This window comes from Salinicoccus jeotgali (assembly GCF_055379195.1).
The window spans coordinates 1,013,005-1,035,357 of sequence record NZ_AP043830.1 but is presented as its reverse complement, the minus strand read 5'-3'; the positions used below and the strand labels follow the sequence as shown (position 1 = coordinate 1,035,357).

Sequence of the window (22,353 nt, the reverse complement as noted above, 5' to 3'; positions counted from 1 at the left end):
TGCTGACCAACCACCAATGATTATCCTTCTTTACAGCAGCATGCTATTTTTCTTTTCTATTCATCTGCAGATGGCGGCCTTTATAATATTTATTTGATATACTCGACATGAAAGGCCCATATATAGAAACGGAGCGTAATCATAATGACGATCACGGTTAAAAGAAGTACCAATTCAATCGGAATGGGTACAGGTTTGAACATCAAGGCTGACGACAAAAAAATCGATAGAATCTACCATGAAGAAGAAAAGGAAATTGAACTAGAGCGCCCTGTTGCAGAACTGAGCGTTTCCCGCGGATTGTCCCGAAGCAATACGCTCAAGGTGGCCGATGAAGAGTATATCATCATACGCTCTACCCTATGGCGCACACTGTCCTTAGTCATATTAATCGTCCTATTAGCCGTCATAATGCTTCTTGTCGATACCTTTTTCCATCAGGCCATCGCCTTTTTGGGACTGCTGCTTTATGCTCTAGTTGCTGAATATAGTTTTGAACAGTTCAGATTGGAAAAGGCAGAATTTGAAGCGCACACTGAATTTTAAAGAGTTCTTGCATGCCTTTCACGATGCTGACTGAATAGAAAGAAGTAAACACCGGTCAATACAATTAAGCCACCTACCACTTGAAGCAGCGTCAAACTTTCGGAGAGTATGAAATAGGCAAGAAATGATGCCCCCACAGGTTCCAGAAGCATAGCCATGGAAACAGTCGCAGGACTCAACTCGTTAAGCAGATAATTGAATATCACATGGGCAATTGTCGGAAGGAGTGCGAGCAGAAGAAACAAGCCCCATTCCCGGGATTCATATCTGATTAGTTCAGTACCAGTCACAATATTGTAGATCAACAAAAATATGCCGGCAATACTGAATACAAGGAAACTGTAGACCCAGTGCGTAAGATTCCGGACTGTATTCTGGCCTATCAAAAAATACGCCACAACAGCCATGACGCCGAGAAAAGAAAGCATGTTCCCAAAAATGGCACTCAAGTCCGTGAAGCTGAAATCACCCCAGCTGATGAGAACAACACCAAAGAATGAGGTGAAGACGGCTGTTAGCATCCTTGCCGAGACTTTCTCTTTGTATAAAAGGTAGGCGGCAACCATTGCGACAAGCGGCTGCAAGGCAAGGATGACAGTTGAGCTTGCAACGGATGTCAACTGAAGCGAAGCAAACCAGAATCCAAAATGCATGGCCAAGAAGAGCCCCGCCGCCATCAACGCCCACCACTCTTTTATGCTGGGCCTCGATAATTCTCGCCTGTACTCGAAGACAATCGGCGACAGCAAAATGCCAGCAAACAGCATTCGGTACATGCTGATGATGCTCGCAGGGGCTGCTGATAATTTCACAAAGATTGCAGCAAATGCAATGCACACGACAGAGAGGGCCAGTAATGCCACTACAGATTTTTTCATCATTACACTCTTTCTGAAGCATATTTTAAGACTTAATAGACTGATTATTCGATCGATTAAAGAGTATCATATTTTTGATTCAACGGTTGTGGCTTCTTAGTTATTGAAGAATTAACTATCTATAGAATCTGGAGTGGAACCGATGGAACACCATATGCACCTATTCAAAACCCCCTTCAACATGATCCAGTCAGGATATAAAACTGTGGAAGTAAGATTGAATGATGATAAGAGACGCAAATTAAAACCTAATGATACGATACACTTCACTGTACTGCCTGAAGAGGATCAATCTGTAACAGTGACTGTGGAAAAGTTGGAGACTTACCCTACTTTTAAGGATATGTACACCAGTATAAGTGGCAAAGAGCTTGGTAATGACCGCGGTGAAACAATCGCAGAAATGATCCGGAACACTTATGACATATACAGTAGCGAACAAGAAGAGAAATGGGGTGCGGTTGCCATCTACATCAGATTGGCCGCCGATTCTCCAGACGATTAAAATATAGACAGGAGGGGCAATATGTATTGTGAAGTCTTTGATGAAATTATATCAATCATGCATAACGACTACTCGGGGCATCTGGACAAAAAAGGATGGGACAATCCGGAAAAATTCAAGTCAAAAATTCTCAATATGACAGCAGATGGCTCACTGACACAAGATAAGTTTGTAGAGATCGTGAATGATTATCTAGTAGATTTTAAGGATAAGCATGTCTACTTCACGATAAAAAATAATGAGATACGTGACATCGGGTTCAGAACAAGACGATTTAAAAACCGCTTATATGTTACAAAATCAGATGACAACACAGACCTTGAAACAGGTGATGCGATTCTGGCTTTAGATTATGAACCGATTGGAGATTTAGCAGTCAGACACTCAAGGGAATTGTTAGATAGCATCCATGAGAGAGAGAATTGGACTCCAATCATCTCCAAATATTCCACATGCACTACCGAGAAGAAAGATGGCAGCATTCATACATTTGATTTGACGGCGCATCAATCTCGATTCAACCCGATACCATTCCGACGGACATGGCTGGATGATGCCACCCTTCTTCTGAGGCTCCCCTCTTTTTCGGATACTGAAAAAGCAAACTCATTCATAAGAAGGCATGAAGAGGAAATTTCACGTGCCTGTAATATGATTGTCGATGTCAGACAGAATGCAGGGGGCAATGCTCAATCATTCAAAGGCTTGCTACCCTACCTGTACCCTGAAGGTGACAACACCGTCAAACTCGAGCAGTCCCGGCAATTGTTCAATTGTACAAAACGCAATGCTGAATTGACAAAGAGACTGGTATCACGATTCATTAAAACTTTGGATGACAAGGAAGCTGAAAAGGATCTGAGCGATTACATCACAAATATGTATGACAATGTAGGTGAAGGCTTTAGATTTTTAGATGAAGAAGATGAAGTGATATCAATCAGCGGCACCAGATATCCAAAAAAAGTAGTGGCTTTGTCGGATGTAACTTCAGGCAGTGCTACAGAAGGTTTCTTGGAACTTTGCAAAGATTCTCCAAAAGCCACAGTTGTGGGAAGGGCTACCGCAGGCGTCAATGTCTACTCCAACCTTGTCATAGAAGAATGGGCCGGTCTATTTGAGTTGTATTATCCTACTTCAAAAATGCCGGAAAGACCTGACGGGAACGCTATATCCGAGTGGGATGCTGCTGTTAAGCCGGATATTAATATCCCATGGAACCCCCGTCATATCACTGAAGATCCAGACTTAGAAGCAGCAATGGTTTTTATTGACAGAAGTCATTAAAAGTATCTTAATTTAAATTCTCCAGGAGGTGGCACCATGACTGCTTCACAATTGATCATATTGCTGTTGATTGGCTATATGATCTTTACAATAGACAAAAAGAAGAATAGTTTTCCTGTGCCGGTAGTCCTTGTGCTGATCGGCATCGGCTTATATTTCATCCCCTACTTTTCATCCATCAACTTGACTGAAAACACTATCTATCATATTTTCCTGCCTGCCCTTTTATTTACATCTGCCTATCAGTTTCCAGCTGATAAGTTCCGGAAGAATGTCGGCATCATCGCATTCCTTGCCACTATCGGAATCATGTTGACGGTGGCGATACTCGGCGCCGCTATCTACGTTTTAAGCGGTCCGTTCGTCTCCATATCCCTTCTTGGTGCACTGGTCATTGCTTCAATTCTCACTCCGACCGACCCTGTCTCTGTTGTATCGATCATACAGAGCGCCTCAGACGATGAGAAAGTGGCGGATGTCGTTGAGGGCGAATCCATGATCAATGACGGCACAAGCATCGTCATCTTCAGTACGCTTGCCGGCATGTATACCGGGAGCCAGACATTCGGGGTATTCACTTTCCTCGGGGAATTCCTCTTCGTCTCCCTAGGTGGTACGCTACTCGGCGTTGCATTTGGCTGGCTGATGAGTAAGGCAGTACACTTCATCCATAACAGGCAGTATCAAGTCATGCTTAGCATCATCTTGGCCTATGGCTTATTCAACCTTGCTGAAGCCGTTGGCGTATCTGGTGTCCTCGCAACAATTTTTGCCGGTATCATGCTGTCGTTCGAGTACAGCCGTGCAAGCAAAGAAGATCATTTCAGGGAGGCGCTTGATGGGTTTTGGGGAGTCGTTGAACTATCTGTGTTGTCCCTTCTTTTCTTACTGATCGGTATAGAAGCGGCTAAATTCCTCATCTTCGACGCATGGGTTTTTGCCATCATCATCTTTATTCTGGCACTCGTGACCCGCTTCATCATCATCATGTCGACTACGCAGATATTCCCAAAATGGCGCCATCATATAAGTTGGCGCGAGTCCACCCTGATTTCATGGGCAGGACTGAAGGGCTCGATGTCGGTCTATCTGATACTGAGTCTGTATTCCCAAACGGACTCCTCAGACTCTGCAATGATCATCTCACTGGCATTTGCAGCGACCCTCGCTTCGCTGGTGATACAAAGCCTCGGCGTCTCGCCCCTATCTAAGAAGCTACTCAAATAGACAATCATCTAGACATCGAAATATATATGATGATGAAGCGCGCATCCTTCATTGAAGGCAGTATGACAATTTGCACAACTGGATCGTGATAAGTAATCACGGATTGTGTGGATATGTCCACACAATCCGCACAGTATGGCAGATGTATGAAATTCTTCTTTCTGCCATACTTCCCTATCGTGATCCGCTTCTTCCTGGTGGCACTTGTAGCATGGATAATATGTATTACAGCATTTGAACTTGATTGCTACGATGTCATTCTCGGAATGGTAATGGATGCATCTCGTCTGTTCATCAATCGGTGAACCATGGATTCCATTCATTGAACAGCACCTCTCCTTATTCCCTTCTAGGGTTGGAATATAATAGTAAAACCGTTATCATTGAACATACCATAAAGTAAATGATCTGACTATTCAATAAGTTGAGGCCCCGCATTTCGCGCTAAAGTTTCTGCTTATAAGAGGATTATTTTAACCTGAGCAATTCACTATTCAATGGAGTGCATGCGTATGAAAAACCTAGCCATTATTCTCACACTTCTAGCTTCATGCCTTCTTACGGGATGCGGCAATGAAGCAGATGAACTTTCAGGCAGATCATTCAATCTTATCTATCCAACCACTCTTCCTAGCGGTCAAAGTAATCACCAAGGGTTGACCGTCCTTACTTTCAAGGAAGGAACGGTTGAAACACCGTACATGAAGGATGCCGAAGGAAAGTATGCCTTGGAAGAAGACGAACTCAAGGTGGTCTTCCAAGAGGATTCGCAAAAATTGAACATCATTTTTGAAGATTTCGACGCCAGCACTAAAAACTACAGCACATACTCTGCCATCATAGAACAAGCAGAGCTCAAAACATCAAGTGATCAGAAAGCGCGGGGCTTATCCAAATTGAAACAGATATTCAAAGTGGATTTTCCGGTGGAATTCCTGGAGAGGTAGAAGGTCCGATCTTTATTTTATAGGCCCTTCAATACAGAATACCCCATAATAAAAAGGATGCTCATTGTGAACATCCTTTTTTCATCTGTCATTACAGAGCTGTAATACCGCCGTCTATGACAAATTCTGAACCAGTAGAGTATCTTGCTTCATCTGAAGCTAAGAATACCACCATATCGGAAACTTCTTCAGGTTGTGCAACACGGCGCATAGGGATTGTCTTCTTAAATTCTTCAACCGCTTCTTTTACACCTTCTTGCTCAAGCATCGGTGTCTGGATTACACCTGGGTGAACAGAGTTTACTCTGATGTTGAATGGAGACAATTCACGTGCACTTGCTTTCGTAAGTCCGCGTATAGCGAACTTCGTATCAGTGTATGCTGGAGCGCCCCCTACCAATCCATTCATTGAAGAGATGTTAATGATGGAACCATTTTTCTGTTCTTTCATGAGAGGTGCTACCGTTTTAGTTCCGAGGAAGACGGAAACTTGGTTGATGTTTACAATTTTCATATAATCATCAAGTGAAGTATCTTCAAGTCCTTTATTGTAAGTGATACCGGCATTGTTCACGAGTACATCTACATGCCCGAACTTCTCTACGACTTGATTAACTACATTTTTCCAGTCTTCTTCATTAGACACATCATGCTTGATGAATAGAGCGTTTTCGCCAAGCTCTTTCGCAGCAGCTTGCCCTTTTTCTTCATTGATGTCTGTAATTGCAACTTTTGCGCCTTGTGCGACTGCTTTTTCAGCATGCAGTTTGCCCATGCCTTGTGCCGCTCCGGTAATGATAAGTACTTTGTCTTCTAATCGTTTCATTAATATGATGCTCCTTGTTGTTGGGATTATCTTTATTATTCCAGATTTCACTATGTTTGTGAAACGATATACTCATGGAATAAGTAAAATTCAAAGATTTGTTACAATACGATGAACTGAGTTTAGTTGTGTAAAGTAAGGGAATATGATTTTAGAGTCAACCGATGTTTATCCGGTTGCAATACTACGTGATTAATCAGTAGCCTGCATTAAATTATTGCAGTGCTGTAAATATAGGAGGAAAATCATGAATCAATATCAAAAACTCAACAAAAGTTTCATTAACGGCGAATGGGTTGATGGTGCTGATGAGAAGAAGACTGAAATGACGAATCCATATAATGGTGAAACATTGGCCGAAGCCACCATGGCTTCTGTCGATCAAGTCGAAGAAGCGTTCACAGGTGCAGCCAACGCACAAGATGCATGGGGTAAAAATCCCGCCAAAAGAAAAGAAGTGATGGAGAAGGCCATCCAATATTTCAAGGATAATGAAAAGGATATCGTGGAAATGCTTACGCTAGAGTCCGGCAGTACTTCAGTTAAAGCAGGACTTGAATTCAACTTGACTGTAGGCGTCATGGAGGAATCGCTGACGATGGTCGATAAAATCGGCAAGTTTGAAGAAAAGGAATCGATCATCCCTGATAAGGTCAATGAGAACTATCGCTTGCCGCAGGGTGTCATATCCTCGATTGCACCATTCAACTTTCCATTATATCTATCCATGAGGACGATTGCCCCTGCCCTTGCACTCGGCAATGCTGTCGTGCATAAAGCTGATATACAATGTGGACTGGTATCCGGTTCAGTCATCGCCAAGGCATTTGAGGAAGCGGGCTTGCCTGCTGGCATCTTCCATTCCATCCTCTCACGTTCCAGCGTCATTGGCGATATCATGTTCAATCACGACGTCGTCGGCCATGTAAGCTTTACCGGTTCTACACCTGTCGGACGCCACATCGGTGAAGTTGCCGGTGAGTTGCTGAAAGAAGTCTCCCTGGAACTTGGCGGCAATGGTCCGATGGCAGTCATGAGCGATGCGGATGTCGATAAGGCGGTGGATGCAGCGATCTACGGTAAGTATCTGCACCAAGGACAGATATGTATGGCAATCAACCGCATCATCGTGCACGAAGATCTATATGATGAATTCACAGAAAAATTCGTAGAGCGCTCCAAAAATATAAAATACGGAGACCCTAAAGATCCAGAAGTGGTCGTTGGTCCACTGATCAACAGCAAGCAGATGGAGAAGTCTCTCGATAATATCCAGACTGCTAAAGATTCCGGTTTTGATATATTGCTTGAAGGCGAACAACAAGGTAATGTATTGACCCCTACTGTAATCGGTAATGTAGAGAATGACAGCGAACTGGCACAGACTGAAATGTTCTCTCCTATTGCTATAATAATCAAGGGATCATCCGATGATGATATCATCAAAAAATCAAACGATACCCAATATGGGCTCAGCTCTGCCATATTCTCACAAGATGAAGAAAAAGCACGCCAATATGCGCTTGAGCTCAAATTCGGCATGACCCATATCAATGACCAGCCGGTCCAGGATGAACCGACTGCTATGTTCGGCGGTATGCGCCAGAGCGGTATCGGCCGATTCGGAAGTCCATATATCGTCGATGAGTTTACAGAGAAAAAATGGATTTCAGTCCAGAAGAAAACAAGGGAGTTTCCATTTTAATAATTAAAATGAGCATCCCCCGGGGAATCAGCATATGATTTCTCCGGGGGATGTTTTAATGTGTCCACTTCAAGTGGTACTTCCATCTTCGGTTTTTGGCTCATCAACCGCAATGATGTTTTTCATCACTTCTTTCCAGATTTCCTCGCTGTCTGATCCCATCAACTCAAAGATTTCATTCATTTTACCTCTTTGAACATCGCTCAATTGTCTTTCAAGCGCTTCCCCTTTTTCTGTCAGTTTCAATTCACGAACACGACGATCGTATGATGCAGGTTCACTCGTCATATAACCCATCTCAACCAGTTGACGTGTCGGGGCATGCAGCGCCTGTTTAGTCACTTCTAATGTATCCAAAAGTTCATGGACACTGATCTTCGGTTGTCTGGCGACAAAAAATAGAATTCGATGATGAAGACGATGGATGCCGTGCTGCGAGAGGATGCGGTCAGGTTCTTTTATAAATGTCCGATATGCAAAATAAAAAAGCATAAGTGTCTCATTTAACTGGTCTTCACGATTTTTATCCATAGTGCAATTACCTCCTTGTAAAAGAATATCAGAATATAGTGTCTTTATGCTGAGTCGGGAGCCTTTAAATGCACTAATCTTTTATAGGTCAATAACATTGACCTATAATGATGCTGATGTTACTCTTTAATCAGACATAAGTTGGTTGGAATCTAGTGCGTTATGAAGCGAAGACCCAGCCATCAGACTATGGTTCTATTAAAAATGCACAACAAAATACTAATTTGAGGTGTTAAGAGTGAAATATGAGTATACTGTTTCAGACTATCTATTAGATCGGTTATCAGAGCTTGGCATCCGCCATATGTTTGGCGTACCAGGTGATTACAACTTGGCTTTCCTGGATGATGTCATCGACCATGAAGGCATGGAATGGGTGGGTAACCGCAATGAGTTGAATGCCGCTTATGCTGCCGACGGTTATGCTCGCATCAATGGCATTGCTGCTTTGAGTACAACGTTCGGTGTCGGTGAATTAAGTGCCATCAATGGAATTGCTGGTTCCTATGCCGAGCATGTTCCTGTAGTTAAAATTTCAGGTGCGCCGACGACAAAAGTGATGGATAACGGACTTTATGTCCATCATACATTAGGCGACGGCAAATTTGATCACTTTTCCAGAATGTTTCAGGAAGTGACTGCGGCCCAGACTTTCTTGACGCAGGAGAATGCTGCTCATGAAATTGACAGGGTATTGCTTGCCTGTTTGACTGAAAAGCGCCCTGTCCATATTACGTTGCCGATTGATGTATATAATAAGCCGGCAAGTAAGCCAACATCGCCACTTCATGAAGAAGTGGCCGACAGCAACCAGGAGGCATTAGAGCAGATGCTTGCTGAAATTACACCCATGATCAATGAAGCAAATCGGCCTGTCATATTGGCGGGATATGAAGTGAACCGCTATGAAAATCGGGAAGAACTGCTTCAGTTCGCTGATAAAACAGGCATCCCGGTTACGATTTTGAGTGGCGGCAAAGGGGTATTCAATGAAGAACATCCGCAGTTCATCGGCGTCTATAATGGTGAACTGAGTGCGCCCTACCTGCAGCAACGCGTGGACGAAGCCGACTGCATAATACAGATCGGAGCCAAACCGACCGACTCGACGACAGGCGGCTTCTCCTACAACTTCTCAGAAAAGAACGTCATTCAGATTTCACCTTTCTCCGTAAAAGCGACAGAAAAGAAACACGCGCCTATCACAATGCACGACGCATTGTCTGCACTGAGTGGGAAAGTCAGCAAAAAAGACCCTGAATCGATGGACATTAAGTCCCTGCACGAGCAGCTTAAATCTGGCACATATGAAGCTAAAGAAGAGAATCTTCAACAAAACCGCTTCTTTGAACGCCTATCTTCTTTCATGAAAGAAAAGGATATCCTACTTGCGGAACAAGGCACTGCCTACTATGGCGCAGCAACGATGCCGATACCGAAAGATACGATGGTCATCGGACAACCGCTCTGGGGTTCAATTGGTTTTACACTGCCTGCCCTACTAGGATCTCAACTTGCAGATATGCGCCGTCGGAACATTCTCCTTATCGGGGATGGCTCATTCCAACTGACCGCGCAGGAACTGTCGACAATGCTCGCACAACAGATCAAACCGATCATCTTCCTGATCAATAATGATGGTTATACTGTTGAACGTGCCATCCATGGTGAAAACCAGCCCTATAACGACATACCGATGTGGGACTACATGAAACTTCCTGAAGTATTCGATCCTGAAGGTAAAACTTTGACACTTAAAGTCAAAACTGAGACTGAGCTTGAAGAAGCCTTGAAGACTGCAGAAGATAATTCAGAATCGATGACCTTCATTGAAGTCATCATGCACCGTGACGATAAGCCTGACCTGTTGGAACAACTGTCGAAACGCTTTGCAAATCAGAATGCCTGATTTTGTCCGATCGATTATATATGGAAAAGAAGCCCTTTAGTTTTTAAAGGGCTTCTTTCTATTGAAATGGATTTTGCAAGCCATATTTGATGGTATTTAGATTTTTGCTACTAATATGCGCTCCATCCTGCATCTGCCGCAAGTGCTACACCGTTGATGTAACTTGAATCGTCAGAGGCAAGGAACAAGGCAATATTCGCAATCTCTTCCACTGTGCCAGCCCGCGGCATGAGGTTGACACCCCTCGTTGATGCTTCCATGCCAAATTCGTCTACATCTTTCATGCCAGCTGAGAACCCTGATTGGACAGCCGCTGGCGCCAATGCATTGCACCGGATATTCTCAGGCCCGTAGTGGGACGCAACATTTTTCGTCATGCCGACGATTGCGTGTTTGGCAGCAGTGTAGGTCAATCCTCCACGACCACCCGTCAGTCCGGTGATTGAAGCCATATTTACAATTGTGCCCCCGCCGTTCTCTTTGAAGTGTGGAATGACTTTACGCATTGCATACATGACGCCATCGACATTGATCGACATCACCCGGTTCCATACATCATCTGTAACATTTTCGGCTGCCTGCATGTTGTCACTCACGCCTGCATTATTGACCAGGATATCTACCCTGCCGAATGCCTCTATGGCGACATCAATCATATTTTCTACTTCTTCATTGGAAGCGACATTCACTTTAACGCCATGCACAGCAAAGCCTTGAGATTTGAATTCATCGACCGTATCATTCATCGCCTCTTCATTGAAGTCTGCTATGACGACTTTAGCACCCGCTTCGGCGTAAGTTTTGGCGATTTCTTTACCGATTCCCGACGCACTTCCTGTAATGACTGCAACTTTTTCATCCAATTTACCCATCTTGATCATCCTTTTCATGTAGTATAAATCCACCTGGTTTCTGTCTAATACATTTGTAACCGTTGAATAAACCAAGTGAATGATTAAATCCTTTACTTCTCTATAATATCACTTGTGCTCTAAGCCTTTGAATATAATGGCTTAAAGATTCGATTCATCTGATTACTGAAAAGCTTTTGATTTTCTGGTATCATATCATCAAACCAACTCATATAGATATTTATGCATACCATAAGAACTAAACAGGGAGTGACTCGATGCATATAAGACGCCTGACCATTAGCGATGCTGAAAATTTCCTCGCCTTGAATAAAAAATTGGACGACTCCGGATTCATGCTCCATGACCCGGGAGAAAGAAAGATGAAAACAGCAGAACAACGCCGCGCACTCGTGAAACTGAATGATGATGCTTCAACCATCTTTTATGTTGCAGAGGAGTCAGGCCAACTTATCGGCTTTATAGCAGCCTTTCGGGGAAAACTCAATAGGAACAGACATCGTGCCTCCCTCGTGGTGGGTGTAGATAAAGCGTACCGTGGCAAAGGAATCGCGACCCGCCTTTTTCAGAAGATATTCGGCTGGGCAGGGGATAATAACCTTTTAAGACTGGAACTGACGGTCATCGAGAACAATGTGCCTGCCTTGAAACTTTATCGGAAAATGGGGTTTAAAACGGAAGGTGAGAAAGTACAGTCTTTGAAAATTAACGGCAAAATGGTCAATGAACTATATATGTATAAGCTATTATGATATGCAGGCTATATATTTCTGACATGGATTCAATCCTCCAGAGAAATAATACCGGCCGCATCCAGGTTGATGGATGCGGCCGGTATTATTCTTTATATAGAACTTTGAAGAGTTAGGCCACTCTTTTTTTGAACAATCCGAGCAATAATGCTGAAACTATCGTGCCTATCAACAGTGATACGAGGAACATTAGTCTCCCCTCACCAATCGTCAGTGCAACGAACAGTCCGCCGTGGGGTGCATTCACCGTTGTTGCGAAAGCCATCGCAAGCGCGCCTGCTGTAGCGGAACCGATGACCATCGTCGGGATGACGCGGAGCGGATCAGCTGCAGCGAAAGGTATCGCACCTTCCGTTATGAACGAAGCACCCATAATCAGGTTCGTCGGGCCGGATGATCTTTCAACCTCTGTAAATTTATTTCTGAACATCATGGTCGCGAATGCAATTGCTAGAGGCGGTACCATCCCACCTATCATTGCTGCAGTAATCGGTTCTGCGTTGCCTGCTGAAAGTGCTGCAATGCCGAATGCATAAGCGGCTTTGTTTATAGGGCCACCCATATCGATCGCCATCATGCCACCCACAATGGCCCCAAGCAGGATGATGTTTCCGCCACTCATGCTGCTGAGAGATGTATTCATCCATTCATTCAATGCACTCGCCGGGGGATCGACGATATAATACATGATCAGTCCTGTCAAAAACACACCGATCAGCGGATAGAGCAGTACTGGCTTCAAACCATCCAACGTCTGCGGCAAGCCCTCAAGCAATTTTTTGATGCCGACCATCAGATAACCGGCCAGGAAACCGGCGATCAGACCACCGAGGAAACCTGACCCCATAGTAGACGCCATAAGGCCGCCGATCATACCTGGAGCAAGACCCGGCCTATCAGCGATACTCATGGCGATGAAACCGGCAAGGATCGGGATCATCAGTTGGAAGGCATTTCCACCGACGAAATTGATCATCTCTGCAAAAGGACTGTATTGTTCGTGATCCGGGTCTGCTGAATGGATGCCGAACATGAAACTGACCGCTATCAATATCCCGCCAGCAACAACAAATGGCAGCATATTGGAGACGCCGTTCATCAAATGTTTATAAATCGAAGATTTTCCTTTGGAGGTCTGGCTATCTTCAAGCTGTTTGCCCGATTGTGCAGCTGCATATGGCGATCTCGAAGAATCAAGTGCCTGATTGAGCAGTTCACCGGGGCGCTTGATGCCGTCTGCCACCGGAACTTCGACAACGTTTTTGCCGTCAAAGCGTGACATGTTGACATTCGTATCAGCAGCGACGATGACGCCTGCCGCTTTCTCTATATCCGCTTCAGTCAGTTCGTTTTTGACACCGGCTGAGCCGTTTGTCTCCACTTTGATATCATAGCCCAGCTCGCCTGCTTTTTTCTTCAAGGCATCGGCTGCCATATACGTATGCGCAATACCCGTTGGACACGCTGTGACGCCGACCACATAAGGTTTGTCAGAAGATTCATCGGTTATTTCTTCTGCAGGTGAACTGTCGTCGAAATGATCGATGGTATCCAATATCTCGTCTTTGGTCGATGCCGCCATCAACTGTTTGCGCGCTTCATCATTCATCAATATCGTAGAGAGCTTCGCTAGTGCATCGAGATGGGTCGTCGCTTGACCTTCCGGTGCAGCGATCATAAAGAACAGATAAGCTGGTTGTCCATCCATCGAATCATAATCTATCCCATCAGTACTGCGTCCAAACATGATTGCTGGTGTCTTCACCTCGGACGTCTGGGCGTGCGGAATTGCTATGCCGTCACCGACACCTGTCGTACTTTGATTTTCCCGTCTTTGGATTGCTTCAATGAAACGCGTTGAGTCCGTCACTTTGTCTGTCTGTTCCAAACCTTCAGCGAGTTCTTTTATGACCGCACCCTTGTCCTGGGCACGGACAGACATATTAATTGTATCTTTTGTCAGCAGCTCTGTTATTCTCATCATTTCACCTCTTCTATCGATTGGAGTTCTATCATATCCACTAAATGCTCAATATCCGATCTTTTGGCAAGATCGTCATTGAAAGCTGTGGCACTTCCTGAAGCCACTGCATATTTAAGCTGTGCTTCAAGTCCCCTTCCCTTTTTACCAATGAAACCTGCGACTGTAGAGTCGCCTGCACCTACAGAGTTTTTTAGCGTTCCCGGTGGAGGTGGCATGCGATAAATAGCCTCGGCGTTGACAAATAGCGCCCCTTCACTGCCGAGTGTCAGCAATACATTTGAAGCCCCCTGCGACAGAAGCTCACGACAGGCACTGATCCTCTCTACCTGCGTACTGAGTTTATGGCCCACTATCTCTTCCAATTCGACGTCGTTGGGTTTAATGAGATAAGGGTGATACTTCAACGTTGATACTAGCTTTTGCCCTTCAGTGTCGATGCTGAAGCCGATATTATGCTCATGGAGCAGACTGCTCAAAAATTCATACACATCCTTATGGTTCGAGGGGACACTGCCGGCAAACACGACATGGTCACTCTCATTCAAGGATGTGAGTTGATCTTCGAGCTTGGCGAGATCATCATCTGTGATGATAGGTCCTGCTCCATTTATTTCAGTTTCCTCATCCGTCTTTAATTTGACGTTGATGCGGGTATCTCCTTCCACCCTTAAAAAATCATTTTTAATGCCGCTTTTTGACAATGTGGATTCAATGAAATCTCCGGTGAATCCACCTACGAATCCAAGTGCGGTCGTTTCAACACCGAGTTCATTCAAAATGCGGGATACATTGATGCCTTTACCGCCTGCGTATTTGGCAGTATCAGAACTTCTGTTGAGTGCACCCATTTCAAATTCCTTCAACCTTACTACATAATCCACGGATGGATTGAACGTTACTGTATAGATCATTGGCTGGCACCCCCTATTATATTTGTCCTTGATTGAATTGCTTTAAGGAAACCGTGGGAGGCATCGTCGGTAATTATCGCCGTCTCTTCTATATCGGCAAAATGGACGAATGCATTACGGTTGTATTTCGAACTGTCGACCAGTGCATATGCCACGTTGGACTGACGGATGGCACTCTTCTTTATGAACGCTTCTGCTTCTTTGGGTGTCGATAAACCATGTTCAGCCGAAATGGCATTTGCCCCTACGAAGCACTTATCGAAACTGAGATGATTGATCTTCTCTATGACTTCAGGCCCCACGACTGCTTTGGTCGCTGGTTTCACTCTGCCAGATAAAACATGTGTTTCATGCCCGTTTCTGACCAACGGTTCTATCAGGGTGATGCCATTCGTCACAATCGTGATGTCCTCTTGATTGATGAAGTGTACCATTTCGTAGGTCGTGGTTCCTGCATCGATAAAAATGACATCTCCATTTTCAATCAATGAAGCAGCCGTTTGAGCGATTTTGATTTTTTTCGAGAGGTTTTTTACGGATTTTTCCCCATAATCTTCTTCTCTCTCGTTTTTTCTGCTTGTTGCCCCACCATGTACCCGTTGAAGGGCGCCTTCATCCTCTAGATATGATAGATCCCTTCTTACAGTAGCTGAACTGCTTTTAGTCAATTCGACAAGTTTTTTGACGGAGGCAGTTCCATTTTTGGCAAGGTGGTCCATTATGATTTCATATCTTTTTGACGTGAGCATTTAATCACCCTCTTGAATGAATTGTATAGTAAAATTCGATCAAAATCAATCTTTTATAATCAATATTAATCATATCCAATCAAAAAAAATAACACCCGCAAATGCGGATGTTATTTCTTCGATTTGGGCTTACCAAGTATTTCAGAAAAAATGACGCCGTTGACGACATCATGTGCCTCAAATGTAAGACCATTTTTCTTCAATTTTGTTTTTTCCTTTTTACCAGCAGTGCTTCTCTCTGTTTCTGCTTCTGGTTTACCAACTTCTATCGGAGCATTACGACTTCGTGACTGCCCCATTCTGGATTGACTTTCCTCTTTTACTCTCTCAGCCCAATCTGTGTTCCTCACTTCGCGTTCAAGATTCTGTTCTTGACGCCCAGCCCTTGTGTTCTTCACTTTATCTTCCATTGTGCGGCTGGACGTACGCCCAGATGAAGTACGTTCACTGGAGCGGCGTTCCCTCGGTTGGCGTTCGCCTCGGGTAGACGCTGGCCTGGAAGATTGTTCGGTTGGTTGTTCTTGACGAACAGGCTGAGTCTTGCTATCTTCTCCGGTGCCCATACGACGCTCAATCTCGCCCATCAGATCGCCAAACATGCCTTTTGATTCTTCTGACGTATTCGGCTGTCTTCTTCTTGGCGCAGATTTGCTGGTCGGACGCTCCATCTTGCTCGGATCAATATTCCGCTCCTTATCTTTGCTTTTATCTTTTTGGCTGGCGATCGCTGTATAGATGATACCGCCCAAAAATATAAGCAGAGGAAGTATTTCCATAGTATCACAGCCTATTCATCTTGATCTTTGCGTGTCGGGTCAGTCATTTTATTGATCGAATCGCGCATGTTTGTATCCGCTTCGACATTTTTAAGATCATAGTAATCGCTGACTCCGATGTTGCCGCTTTCAAGTGCCTGTGCAAACGCAAGTGGTACTTTAGACTCTGCTTCGACCACTTTCGCGCGCATTTCTTCTACGCGTGCTTTCATTTCCTGCTCTTGTGCGACAGCCATGGCACGGCGTTCTTCTGCTTTAGCCTGGGCGATATTCTTATCGGCCACAGCCTGTTCAGTCTGAAGATCCGCACCGATGTTCTTGCCGATGTCCACATCAGCAATATCTATCGACAGAATTTCAAACGCCGTACCGGAATCGAGTCCTTTAGCCAATACCGTCTTTGAGATGCTGTCAGGGTTCTCAAGTACAGCTGTATGGCGTTTTGAGGAACCGATTGTGGAAACGATGCCTTCACCTACACGTGCAACGATCGTTTCTTCACCCGCACCACCGACAAGACGTTCGATGTTGGCGCGGACGGTGATGCGCGCTTTCGCCTTGACTTCGATCCCGTCCATTGCAACACCCGCAATGAAAGGTGTCTCGATGACTTTAGGATTGACGCTCATCTGCACTGCTTCCAAAACGTCACGGCCTGCAAGGTCAATGGCTGCACACCGTTCAAACGTAAGGTTGATGTCCGCACGCTGCGCTGCAATAAGCGCATCTACAACACGGTCTACGTTACCACCGGCGAGGAAGTGCGACTCCAACTGGTTCGTCGACACTTTCAGGCCGGCTTTATGTGCCTTGATCATCGGTTCGATGACTCGCTTCGGCTTGACCCGTCTGAGCCTCATTCCGACAAGCGAGAAAATACCTACATTAACGCCTGCAGCTATGGCAGAAATCCATAGCCCGATCGGCACGAAGGACAGGAAGAAGGAAATTACAATGAATGCAATGACGACCAAAAAGATGATCATCAATCCTGATCCTGTAATAAACATAAGATTCATATGATACGCTCCTTTTCATTATTCTTCTAATGGTCTGACGACTACGCGCGTTCCCTCGACATGTATCACTTTTACATCTACATTCCCTTCAATGAACGCACCTTCTGCAACAGCATCGATACGCTGGTCACCAAACTTGATTGTTCCTGATGGCCTGAGCGGAGTAACCGTTTTAGCAGCTTCCCCGAGCAGATACGACCGGTCATCAAATGACGTATAACCAGACTCCTTATCTGTGGCATCCTCTAAAATCAGACGGCTCAAAAAAGGAATTTTCTTCTTTTTGAACTTCACAAATATCACCCATTCGACTAATGCCAATAAAATGATGGTAGCTAAGAAAATACTGAAGAGCAGCATATCATCACTTACAAGCAAGATACTAAAAAGCAGCATCAGGCCACCCAAAATGCCAAGTATGGCACCGATTACAAAAAACTCGATTATTATGAACATCATGCCCAAAATAAAGAGCGAGAGTGATAATCCATTATAATCTCCAACAAGAAGGTGTCCTGCATAAAACACGATAATTGAGAGGAAGGAGAGGAGGCCAAGTAAATTGAAGTTCTCGGAAAACAACTGATAGATCAAACCTAAAAAGAATATGGATAGTAAAATAAAGGCAATCAATGGCATAGTTACGACATCTCTGAAGGTTGTGATTAAACTTCCGAGCAAAAATGAATCTAGTATCGCCATTTGAATCCCTCCATTAAGTTCATTATACATTAAAACATACTATTATAAAATCGATTCCACTAAAAAGAGACAGCACACAAGTGCTGTCTCTATATATCGACTATTCAGAGGGAGTCGACCTATTTGAATTTGCGTTTACGGGCAGCTTCTGATTTCTTTTTGCGTCTTACACTAGGTTTTTCGTAAAATTCTCTTTTACGAGCTTCCTTGATCGTGCCGCTTTTAGAAACTGTGCGCTTGAAACGACGCAGCGCGTCTTCAATAGGTTCATTTTGCTTAACTACTGTTTTAGACATCGTATTCCCTCCCTCCGGATAACAAAAAGCTTACTTATTACATAGCATCTACTATGTACTTATACATTATAATATATAGAGAAAATTGGGTCAACCGCTAATTAATAACTGCTTTCTCCCTGGCCACCGTTTACGATCGCTATACCGCTAGATGCACCGATTCTCGTTGCGCCACTTTCGATCATGAGTTTGGCATCTTCAAAGGAGCGTACGCCACCACTGGCCTTGACTCCCATATCTTCTCCAACAGTCATCCTCATCAGGGCGACATCTTCGACTTTGGCGCCTTCACCATTGAATCCAGTGGATGTCTTGACGAAATCAGCACCCGCTTTCTTGCTCAGTTCACACGCCTTAACGATCTCATCACTGTCTAAAAGCGCAGTTTCGATGATGACTTTGACGAGCACTTCCTGACCGGCTGCATCGCATACGGATTTGATGTCATTATAGACTAGATCTTCATTTCCTGACTTCAGTGCTCCGATATTGATGACCATATCCACTTCATCCGCTCCATTTTGAATAGCATTCATCGTCTCGAACGCCTTAACTTCAGAAGTAGAGGCTCCAAGCGGGAAGCCGATGACTGTACATACTTTGACGTTGCTGTCTTCCAGTAGGTCTCTTGAAGTTGCCACCCATGCTGGATTGATGCAGACGCTGCAGAAGTCGTATTCTTTTGCTTCCTTGCAAAGTTCGAAAATCTGATCTTGGGTTGCTTCAGGTTTAAGCAGTGTATGATCGATATATTTTGAAAGTTCCATTCTTCCACTCCATTACTTTAGGATCAACAGATGATCTTTTTTTATTGTCTCACGTCAAATAACTAAATCGTGCGCTCCAGATAGGCATAGGCTTTAACCATCGGTTTTTCGAGGACTTTAACTACTTCCCCTTTGCTGACTGGGTAACCTGGTTCAGTAATCTTCACTTTGATGAGCTCACCCGTCAAGGAGGCGTCCCCTTCTATTTCCACCTTCAGATAGTTATCCGAGTGGCCGATGAGCTTACCATCTTTCTCTTCCTCAGGTATGATTTCAAGCACATCATCCTTGAACAGTTCGGCATAGCTTGTCGCCAGGCGGTCAGAGAGCTCAATCAGGCGGTGGACCCGTTCATTCTTCACATTTTCATCCACCTGATCCGTCATGCGTGCGGCTGGTGTGCCTGTACGTATCGAATACGGGAATACATGCAGTTCAGAGAAATGGTGACGGTTGATGAAGTCATATGTTTCCATGAACTCTTCTTCTGTTTCTCCTGGGAAACCGACTATGACGTCACTTGTGATGGCGACATTCGGCATGATTTCTTTCAATTTGATGATGCGTGACTCGAAGAATTCCATCGTGTACTTGCGTCTCATGCGTTTCAAGACCGTATCACTACCTGATTGTATCGGTATATGGAGGTGGCGGACTATCTTATTCGAGTCATTGATGACATCGATGACTTCGTCGGTCAACTGGCTCGCCTCGATGCTTGAAATCCTGAGGCGGTTCAAGCCTTCCACTTCTTCAAGGTCACGCAGCAGCTGGGCCAGGTTGTAATCCTTGAGATCTTCTCCGTAGCCCCCTGTATGGATGCCTGTGAGGACGATTTCCTTATAGCCTTCATTGACCAGTTGAGTCGCCTGTTCAATGACTTTTTCCGGGTCTCTTGAACGCATAAGGCCCCGTGCCCATGGAATGATGCAGAATGTGCAGAAGTTGTTGCATCCTTCCTGTATCTTCAAGGTGGCACGTGTCCTATCCGTGAAGTACGGCACATCCATCTCTTCATATGTACGTTTCTTCATGATGTTCTTTACACCGTTGATCGGTTGGCGTTCCTCATGGTATTGGTTGACATAGCCAATCAGCTTATCGCGGTCTTCTGTGCCGATGATTATATCTACTCCTGGAATCTCCATGATATCCTTTGGTGCAGTCTGGGCGTAGCATCCTGTCACACAAACTACGGCATCCGGATTTTTCCTGATGGCCCGTCTGATGACTTGTCTGCTTTTTTTATCTCCGGTATTCGTTACGGTACACGTATTTATGACGAACACATCAGCGTTCTGGTCAAAATCCACGCGGTCATACCCTTCATTTTTGAAGAGTTGCCACATCGCTTCCGTCTCGTAGTGGTTTACCTTACAACCAAGTGTATGGAATGCAATTGTTTTTTCAGTCATTAAAATCAGATCTTTCTTCATAGAATTTGTCGTACATCTGCACCAAATATAGCACAGCCGGCACGTTACTTCAATGGAGCCGGCGGTGCTTCGAATATGGTGCTGATGGCTGACAGCGCATATAACGGAGCTGTCTCTGCGCGCAGAATACGTGGGCCTAGATGGACTGAGTGAAAACGCGATAATTTTTCTATCTCACGCTCACTGAAACCGCCTTCAGGTCCAATGATAATGGCTATGTGGTCGCCAGCTACAGCTTCGCTTGCCACTTCGGCTAGACTGGCTGCACGCTCCCCTGCATTTCCTTCGAAGGCGAAGAATACATGGTCGAACTGTTCGAAGTCCAGTTGATCGACGCCAGCCCCAAATCCTATTTCTGGAATGATTTGGCGTCGGCTCTGTTCGCTCGCTTCCTTGATGATTTTCTCAAACCGTTCAAGACGTTTCCGCCGTTTCTTATCATCCAGTTTGACGATTGACCTATCCGCTGTATATATCTGAAAAGCGTGGGCGCCAAGTTCCGTTGCCTTCTGGAGCATCCATTCAAATTTCTCACCTTTCAAAAGTGGACACAGCACTGTCACATCAACTGGAAGTTCAGGGGATTCTTCGATCAATCCCACAGGCATGAAACTCACCGTCTCTTCCACTGTAAGCAACTTACATAAATACGTCTGTCTTGAGGCATCTACCATATGGACAGTATCGCCGGGCTTAAAACGCATCACATTTCTGACATGATGCACATCTGACTCAGGAAGCTCGAAAGCTTTCCCTTTTTCGATGACGTCTTTTGTGAAATACCTCTGCATGGTGCTACACCTTGCGGGCCAATATGCTGACCCACCCATTCTCTCTTAGCACTTCTTCTATTTCGAAGCCTACTGCGCTCATATGGGAAGTGATTCCCTCTTCTGCTTCGGTTATGATGCCGGAAGCGATAAATCGCCCGCCGTCATTCAGACGGCTATAGGCATCATCGATCATATCATCGACGATATGCGCGAGAATGTTGGCGATGACGATATCATACTGTTCCGTCTCATCTTTCAACAGATCACCGGTCTCCAGTACAATATCGTCCGCACAGTCGTTCAGCTCGAAATTTTCACGGGCCACTTTTATTGAAAGATCATCAATATCGGTGGCTTTGAGGTCCCTTGCCCCCAAGAGATGCGCACCGATCGTCAAAATGCCGGAGCCTGTTCCGACATCGATGATCTTGTGTTCTGGTCCGACGATCCTCTCGACCAGCTTAAGACACATGCTCGTCGTGGGGTGGTCCCCTGTACCGAAAGCCATGCCAGGATCCAGTTTGATCAATTTATCATCTTCCATAAATTCATACTCATCAAGCTCCCATGAAGGAACTATGACGAAATGCTCTGAAACGCGAAAACTATGGAAATATTTTTTCCATTCATTCTCCCAATCGGCTTCATCTATCTGCTTTACCGCTACTTTTATATCCTCTTTGGCATCCAATGGCTCTTCATCGATAAAGGAACGAATTGAATTCATCTTATCATCGAGATCTACTGTTTCATCGAAATAGACGACAATCCGGATGTCACTCTCCGGGTAATCTTTCGGGTCAAGGCGATATTTATCGTCGAAGTCATCTATTTTGCGTTTCAAAATATCGAGGGAGTGTTCAACCGACACTCCCTTGGATATTTTATTCAGAAAAATTGAGAATGACTCTTCATTGCTTTCTTTTGTATGGATTGACACTTCATTCCACTTCAT

At 44.7% G+C, this 22,353-nt stretch carries 24 protein-coding genes; 8 read left to right on the top strand and 16 right to left on the bottom strand.

Going from position 1 to position 22,353, the window contains the following annotated elements:
* Positions 1-144: 144 nt before the first annotated feature.
* Entirely contained in the window at positions 145-546 is a 402-nt protein-coding gene (locus ACZ43I_RS05190; RefSeq protein ID WP_344700914.1) for a hypothetical protein, read from the top strand.
* On the opposite strand, the gene ACZ43I_RS05185 is transcribed toward ACZ43I_RS05190, so the two are convergent.
* Positions 543-1,427 (bottom strand): DMT family transporter, encoded by an 885-nt coding sequence (locus ACZ43I_RS05185; RefSeq protein ID WP_344700915.1) that lies wholly within the window; start codon positions 1,425-1,427, stop codon positions 543-545. The two genes, ACZ43I_RS05190 and ACZ43I_RS05185, sit on opposite strands and share 4 nt — an antisense overlap.
* A 139-nt stretch (positions 1,428-1,566) precedes the next feature.
* On the opposite strand from ACZ43I_RS05185, the gene ACZ43I_RS05180 reads away from it, so the two are divergent.
* Genes ACZ43I_RS05180 through ACZ43I_RS05170 form a run of 3 tightly spaced genes read left to right on the top strand, consistent with a single transcriptional unit; the run spans position 1,567 to position 4,443 of the window.
* Complete coding sequence (locus tag ACZ43I_RS05180) at positions 1,567-1,929, top strand: ASCH domain-containing protein (protein ID WP_344700916.1); 363 nt, start codon at positions 1,567-1,569, stop codon at positions 1,927-1,929.
* A gap of 21 nt (positions 1,930-1,950) precedes the next feature.
* A complete protein-coding gene (locus tag ACZ43I_RS05175) occupies positions 1,951-3,216 on the top strand; it encodes a S41 family peptidase (RefSeq protein ID WP_344700917.1) in 1,266 nt (421 codons plus the stop codon).
* A 36-nt stretch (positions 3,217-3,252) separates the two neighbouring features.
* Positions 3,253-4,443: a cation:proton antiporter gene (locus ACZ43I_RS05170; RefSeq protein WP_344700918.1), complete on the top strand. Its 1,191-nt coding sequence runs from the start codon at positions 3,253-3,255 to the stop codon at positions 4,441-4,443.
* An 8-nt stretch (positions 4,444-4,451) separates the two neighbouring features.
* Here the strand turns inward: ACZ43I_RS05170 and ACZ43I_RS05165 are convergent, their stop codons facing one another.
* Complete coding sequence (locus tag ACZ43I_RS05165) at positions 4,452-4,766, bottom strand: CHY zinc finger protein (protein ID WP_344700919.1); 315 nt, start codon at positions 4,764-4,766, stop codon at positions 4,452-4,454.
* A gap of 189 nt (positions 4,767-4,955) precedes the next feature.
* On the opposite strand from ACZ43I_RS05165, the gene ACZ43I_RS05160 reads away from it, so the two are divergent.
* Entirely contained in the window at positions 4,956-5,390 is a 435-nt protein-coding gene (locus tag ACZ43I_RS05160; RefSeq protein WP_344700920.1) for a hypothetical protein, read from the top strand.
* Between the two features lie 91 nt (positions 5,391-5,481).
* Here the strand turns inward: ACZ43I_RS05160 and ACZ43I_RS05155 are convergent, their stop codons facing one another.
* Positions 5,482-6,216 (bottom strand): glucose 1-dehydrogenase, encoded by a 735-nt coding sequence (locus ACZ43I_RS05155; RefSeq protein ID WP_344700921.1) that lies wholly within the window; start codon positions 6,214-6,216, stop codon positions 5,482-5,484.
* Positions 6,217-6,463: 247 nt separating this feature from the next.
* On the opposite strand from ACZ43I_RS05155, the gene ACZ43I_RS05150 reads away from it, so the two are divergent.
* Positions 6,464-7,921: an aldehyde dehydrogenase family protein gene (locus ACZ43I_RS05150; protein WP_344700922.1), complete on the top strand. Its 1,458-nt coding sequence runs from the start codon at positions 6,464-6,466 to the stop codon at positions 7,919-7,921.
* 69 nt (positions 7,922-7,990) lie between these two features.
* Here ACZ43I_RS05150 and ACZ43I_RS05145 read toward each other — a convergent pair whose 3' ends face one another.
* Positions 7,991-8,452, bottom strand: coding sequence for a MarR family winged helix-turn-helix transcriptional regulator (locus ACZ43I_RS05145; protein WP_344700923.1), 462 nt, complete (start codon positions 8,450-8,452; stop codon positions 7,991-7,993).
* 238 nt (positions 8,453-8,690) lie between these two features.
* Here ACZ43I_RS05145 and ACZ43I_RS05140 point away from each other — a divergent pair, with 238 nt between their 5' ends.
* On the top strand, positions 8,691-10,361 hold the full coding sequence (locus ACZ43I_RS05140) for an alpha-keto acid decarboxylase family protein (RefSeq protein WP_344700924.1): 1,671 nt from the start codon (positions 8,691-8,693) through the stop codon (positions 10,359-10,361).
* Between the two features lie 110 nt (positions 10,362-10,471).
* Here ACZ43I_RS05140 and ACZ43I_RS05135 read toward each other — a convergent pair whose 3' ends face one another.
* Entirely contained in the window at positions 10,472-11,233 is a 762-nt protein-coding gene (locus tag ACZ43I_RS05135) for a glucose 1-dehydrogenase (protein WP_344701050.1), read from the bottom strand.
* Between the two features lie 257 nt (positions 11,234-11,490).
* Here ACZ43I_RS05135 and ACZ43I_RS05130 point away from each other — a divergent pair, with 257 nt between their 5' ends.
* Positions 11,491-11,985, top strand: a complete 495-nt coding sequence (locus ACZ43I_RS05130; protein ID WP_344700925.1) for a GNAT family N-acetyltransferase — start codon at positions 11,491-11,493, stop codon at positions 11,983-11,985.
* Positions 11,986-12,097: 112 nt separating this feature from the next.
* Here ACZ43I_RS05130 and ACZ43I_RS05125 read toward each other — a convergent pair whose 3' ends face one another.
* The 11 genes from ACZ43I_RS05125 to prmA all read right to left on the bottom strand — a co-directional run bounded on the left by ACZ43I_RS05125 (position 12,098) and on the right by prmA (position 22,353).
* Positions 12,098-13,966 (bottom strand): PTS fructose transporter subunit IIABC, encoded by a 1,869-nt coding sequence (locus tag ACZ43I_RS05125; protein WP_344701052.1) that lies wholly within the window; start codon positions 13,964-13,966, stop codon positions 12,098-12,100.
* Positions 13,966-14,880 carry a 1-phosphofructokinase gene (pfkB, locus tag ACZ43I_RS05120; protein WP_344700926.1) on the bottom strand — a complete coding sequence of 305 codons (915 nt, stop codon included), beginning with the start codon at positions 14,878-14,880 and terminating at the stop codon, positions 13,966-13,968. The genes ACZ43I_RS05125 and pfkB overlap by 1 nt, the downstream gene beginning before the upstream one ends.
* On the bottom strand, positions 14,877-15,629 hold the full coding sequence (locus ACZ43I_RS05115; protein WP_344700927.1) for a DeoR/GlpR family DNA-binding transcription regulator: 753 nt from the start codon (positions 15,627-15,629) through the stop codon (positions 14,877-14,879). The genes pfkB and ACZ43I_RS05115 overlap by 4 nt, the downstream gene beginning before the upstream one ends.
* A gap of 110 nt (positions 15,630-15,739) precedes the next feature.
* Positions 15,740-16,405: a hypothetical protein gene (locus ACZ43I_RS05110; RefSeq protein WP_344700928.1), complete on the bottom strand. Its 666-nt coding sequence runs from the start codon at positions 16,403-16,405 to the stop codon at positions 15,740-15,742.
* 11 nt (positions 16,406-16,416) lie between these two features.
* Positions 16,417-17,391: a flotillin-like protein FloA gene (floA, locus tag ACZ43I_RS05105; RefSeq protein WP_380570309.1), complete on the bottom strand. Its 975-nt coding sequence runs from the start codon at positions 17,389-17,391 to the stop codon at positions 16,417-16,419.
* 51 nt (positions 17,392-17,442) lie between these two features.
* On the bottom strand, positions 17,443-18,126 hold the full coding sequence (locus ACZ43I_RS05100; RefSeq protein WP_344700929.1) for an NfeD family protein: 684 nt from the start codon (positions 18,124-18,126) through the stop codon (positions 17,443-17,445).
* Between the two features lie 119 nt (positions 18,127-18,245).
* Complete coding sequence (gene rpsU / locus ACZ43I_RS05095) at positions 18,246-18,422, bottom strand: 30S ribosomal protein S21 (protein ID WP_344700930.1); 177 nt, start codon at positions 18,420-18,422, stop codon at positions 18,246-18,248.
* A 101-nt stretch (positions 18,423-18,523) separates the two neighbouring features.
* Positions 18,524-19,189: a deoxyribose-phosphate aldolase gene (gene deoC, locus ACZ43I_RS05090; RefSeq protein WP_344700931.1), complete on the bottom strand. Its 666-nt coding sequence runs from the start codon at positions 19,187-19,189 to the stop codon at positions 18,524-18,526.
* Positions 19,190-19,251: 62 nt separating this feature from the next.
* Entirely contained in the window at positions 19,252-20,604 is a 1,353-nt protein-coding gene (gene mtaB, locus ACZ43I_RS05085; RefSeq protein WP_344700932.1) for a tRNA (N(6)-L-threonylcarbamoyladenosine(37)-C(2))-methylthiotransferase MtaB, read from the bottom strand.
* Positions 20,605-20,669: 65 nt separating this feature from the next.
* Entirely contained in the window at positions 20,670-21,416 is a 747-nt protein-coding gene (locus ACZ43I_RS05080; RefSeq protein WP_344700933.1) for an RsmE family RNA methyltransferase, read from the bottom strand.
* Between the two features lie 4 nt (positions 21,417-21,420).
* Positions 21,421-22,353 (bottom strand): 50S ribosomal protein L11 methyltransferase, encoded by a 933-nt coding sequence (gene prmA, locus ACZ43I_RS05075; protein ID WP_344700934.1) that lies wholly within the window; start codon positions 22,351-22,353, stop codon positions 21,421-21,423.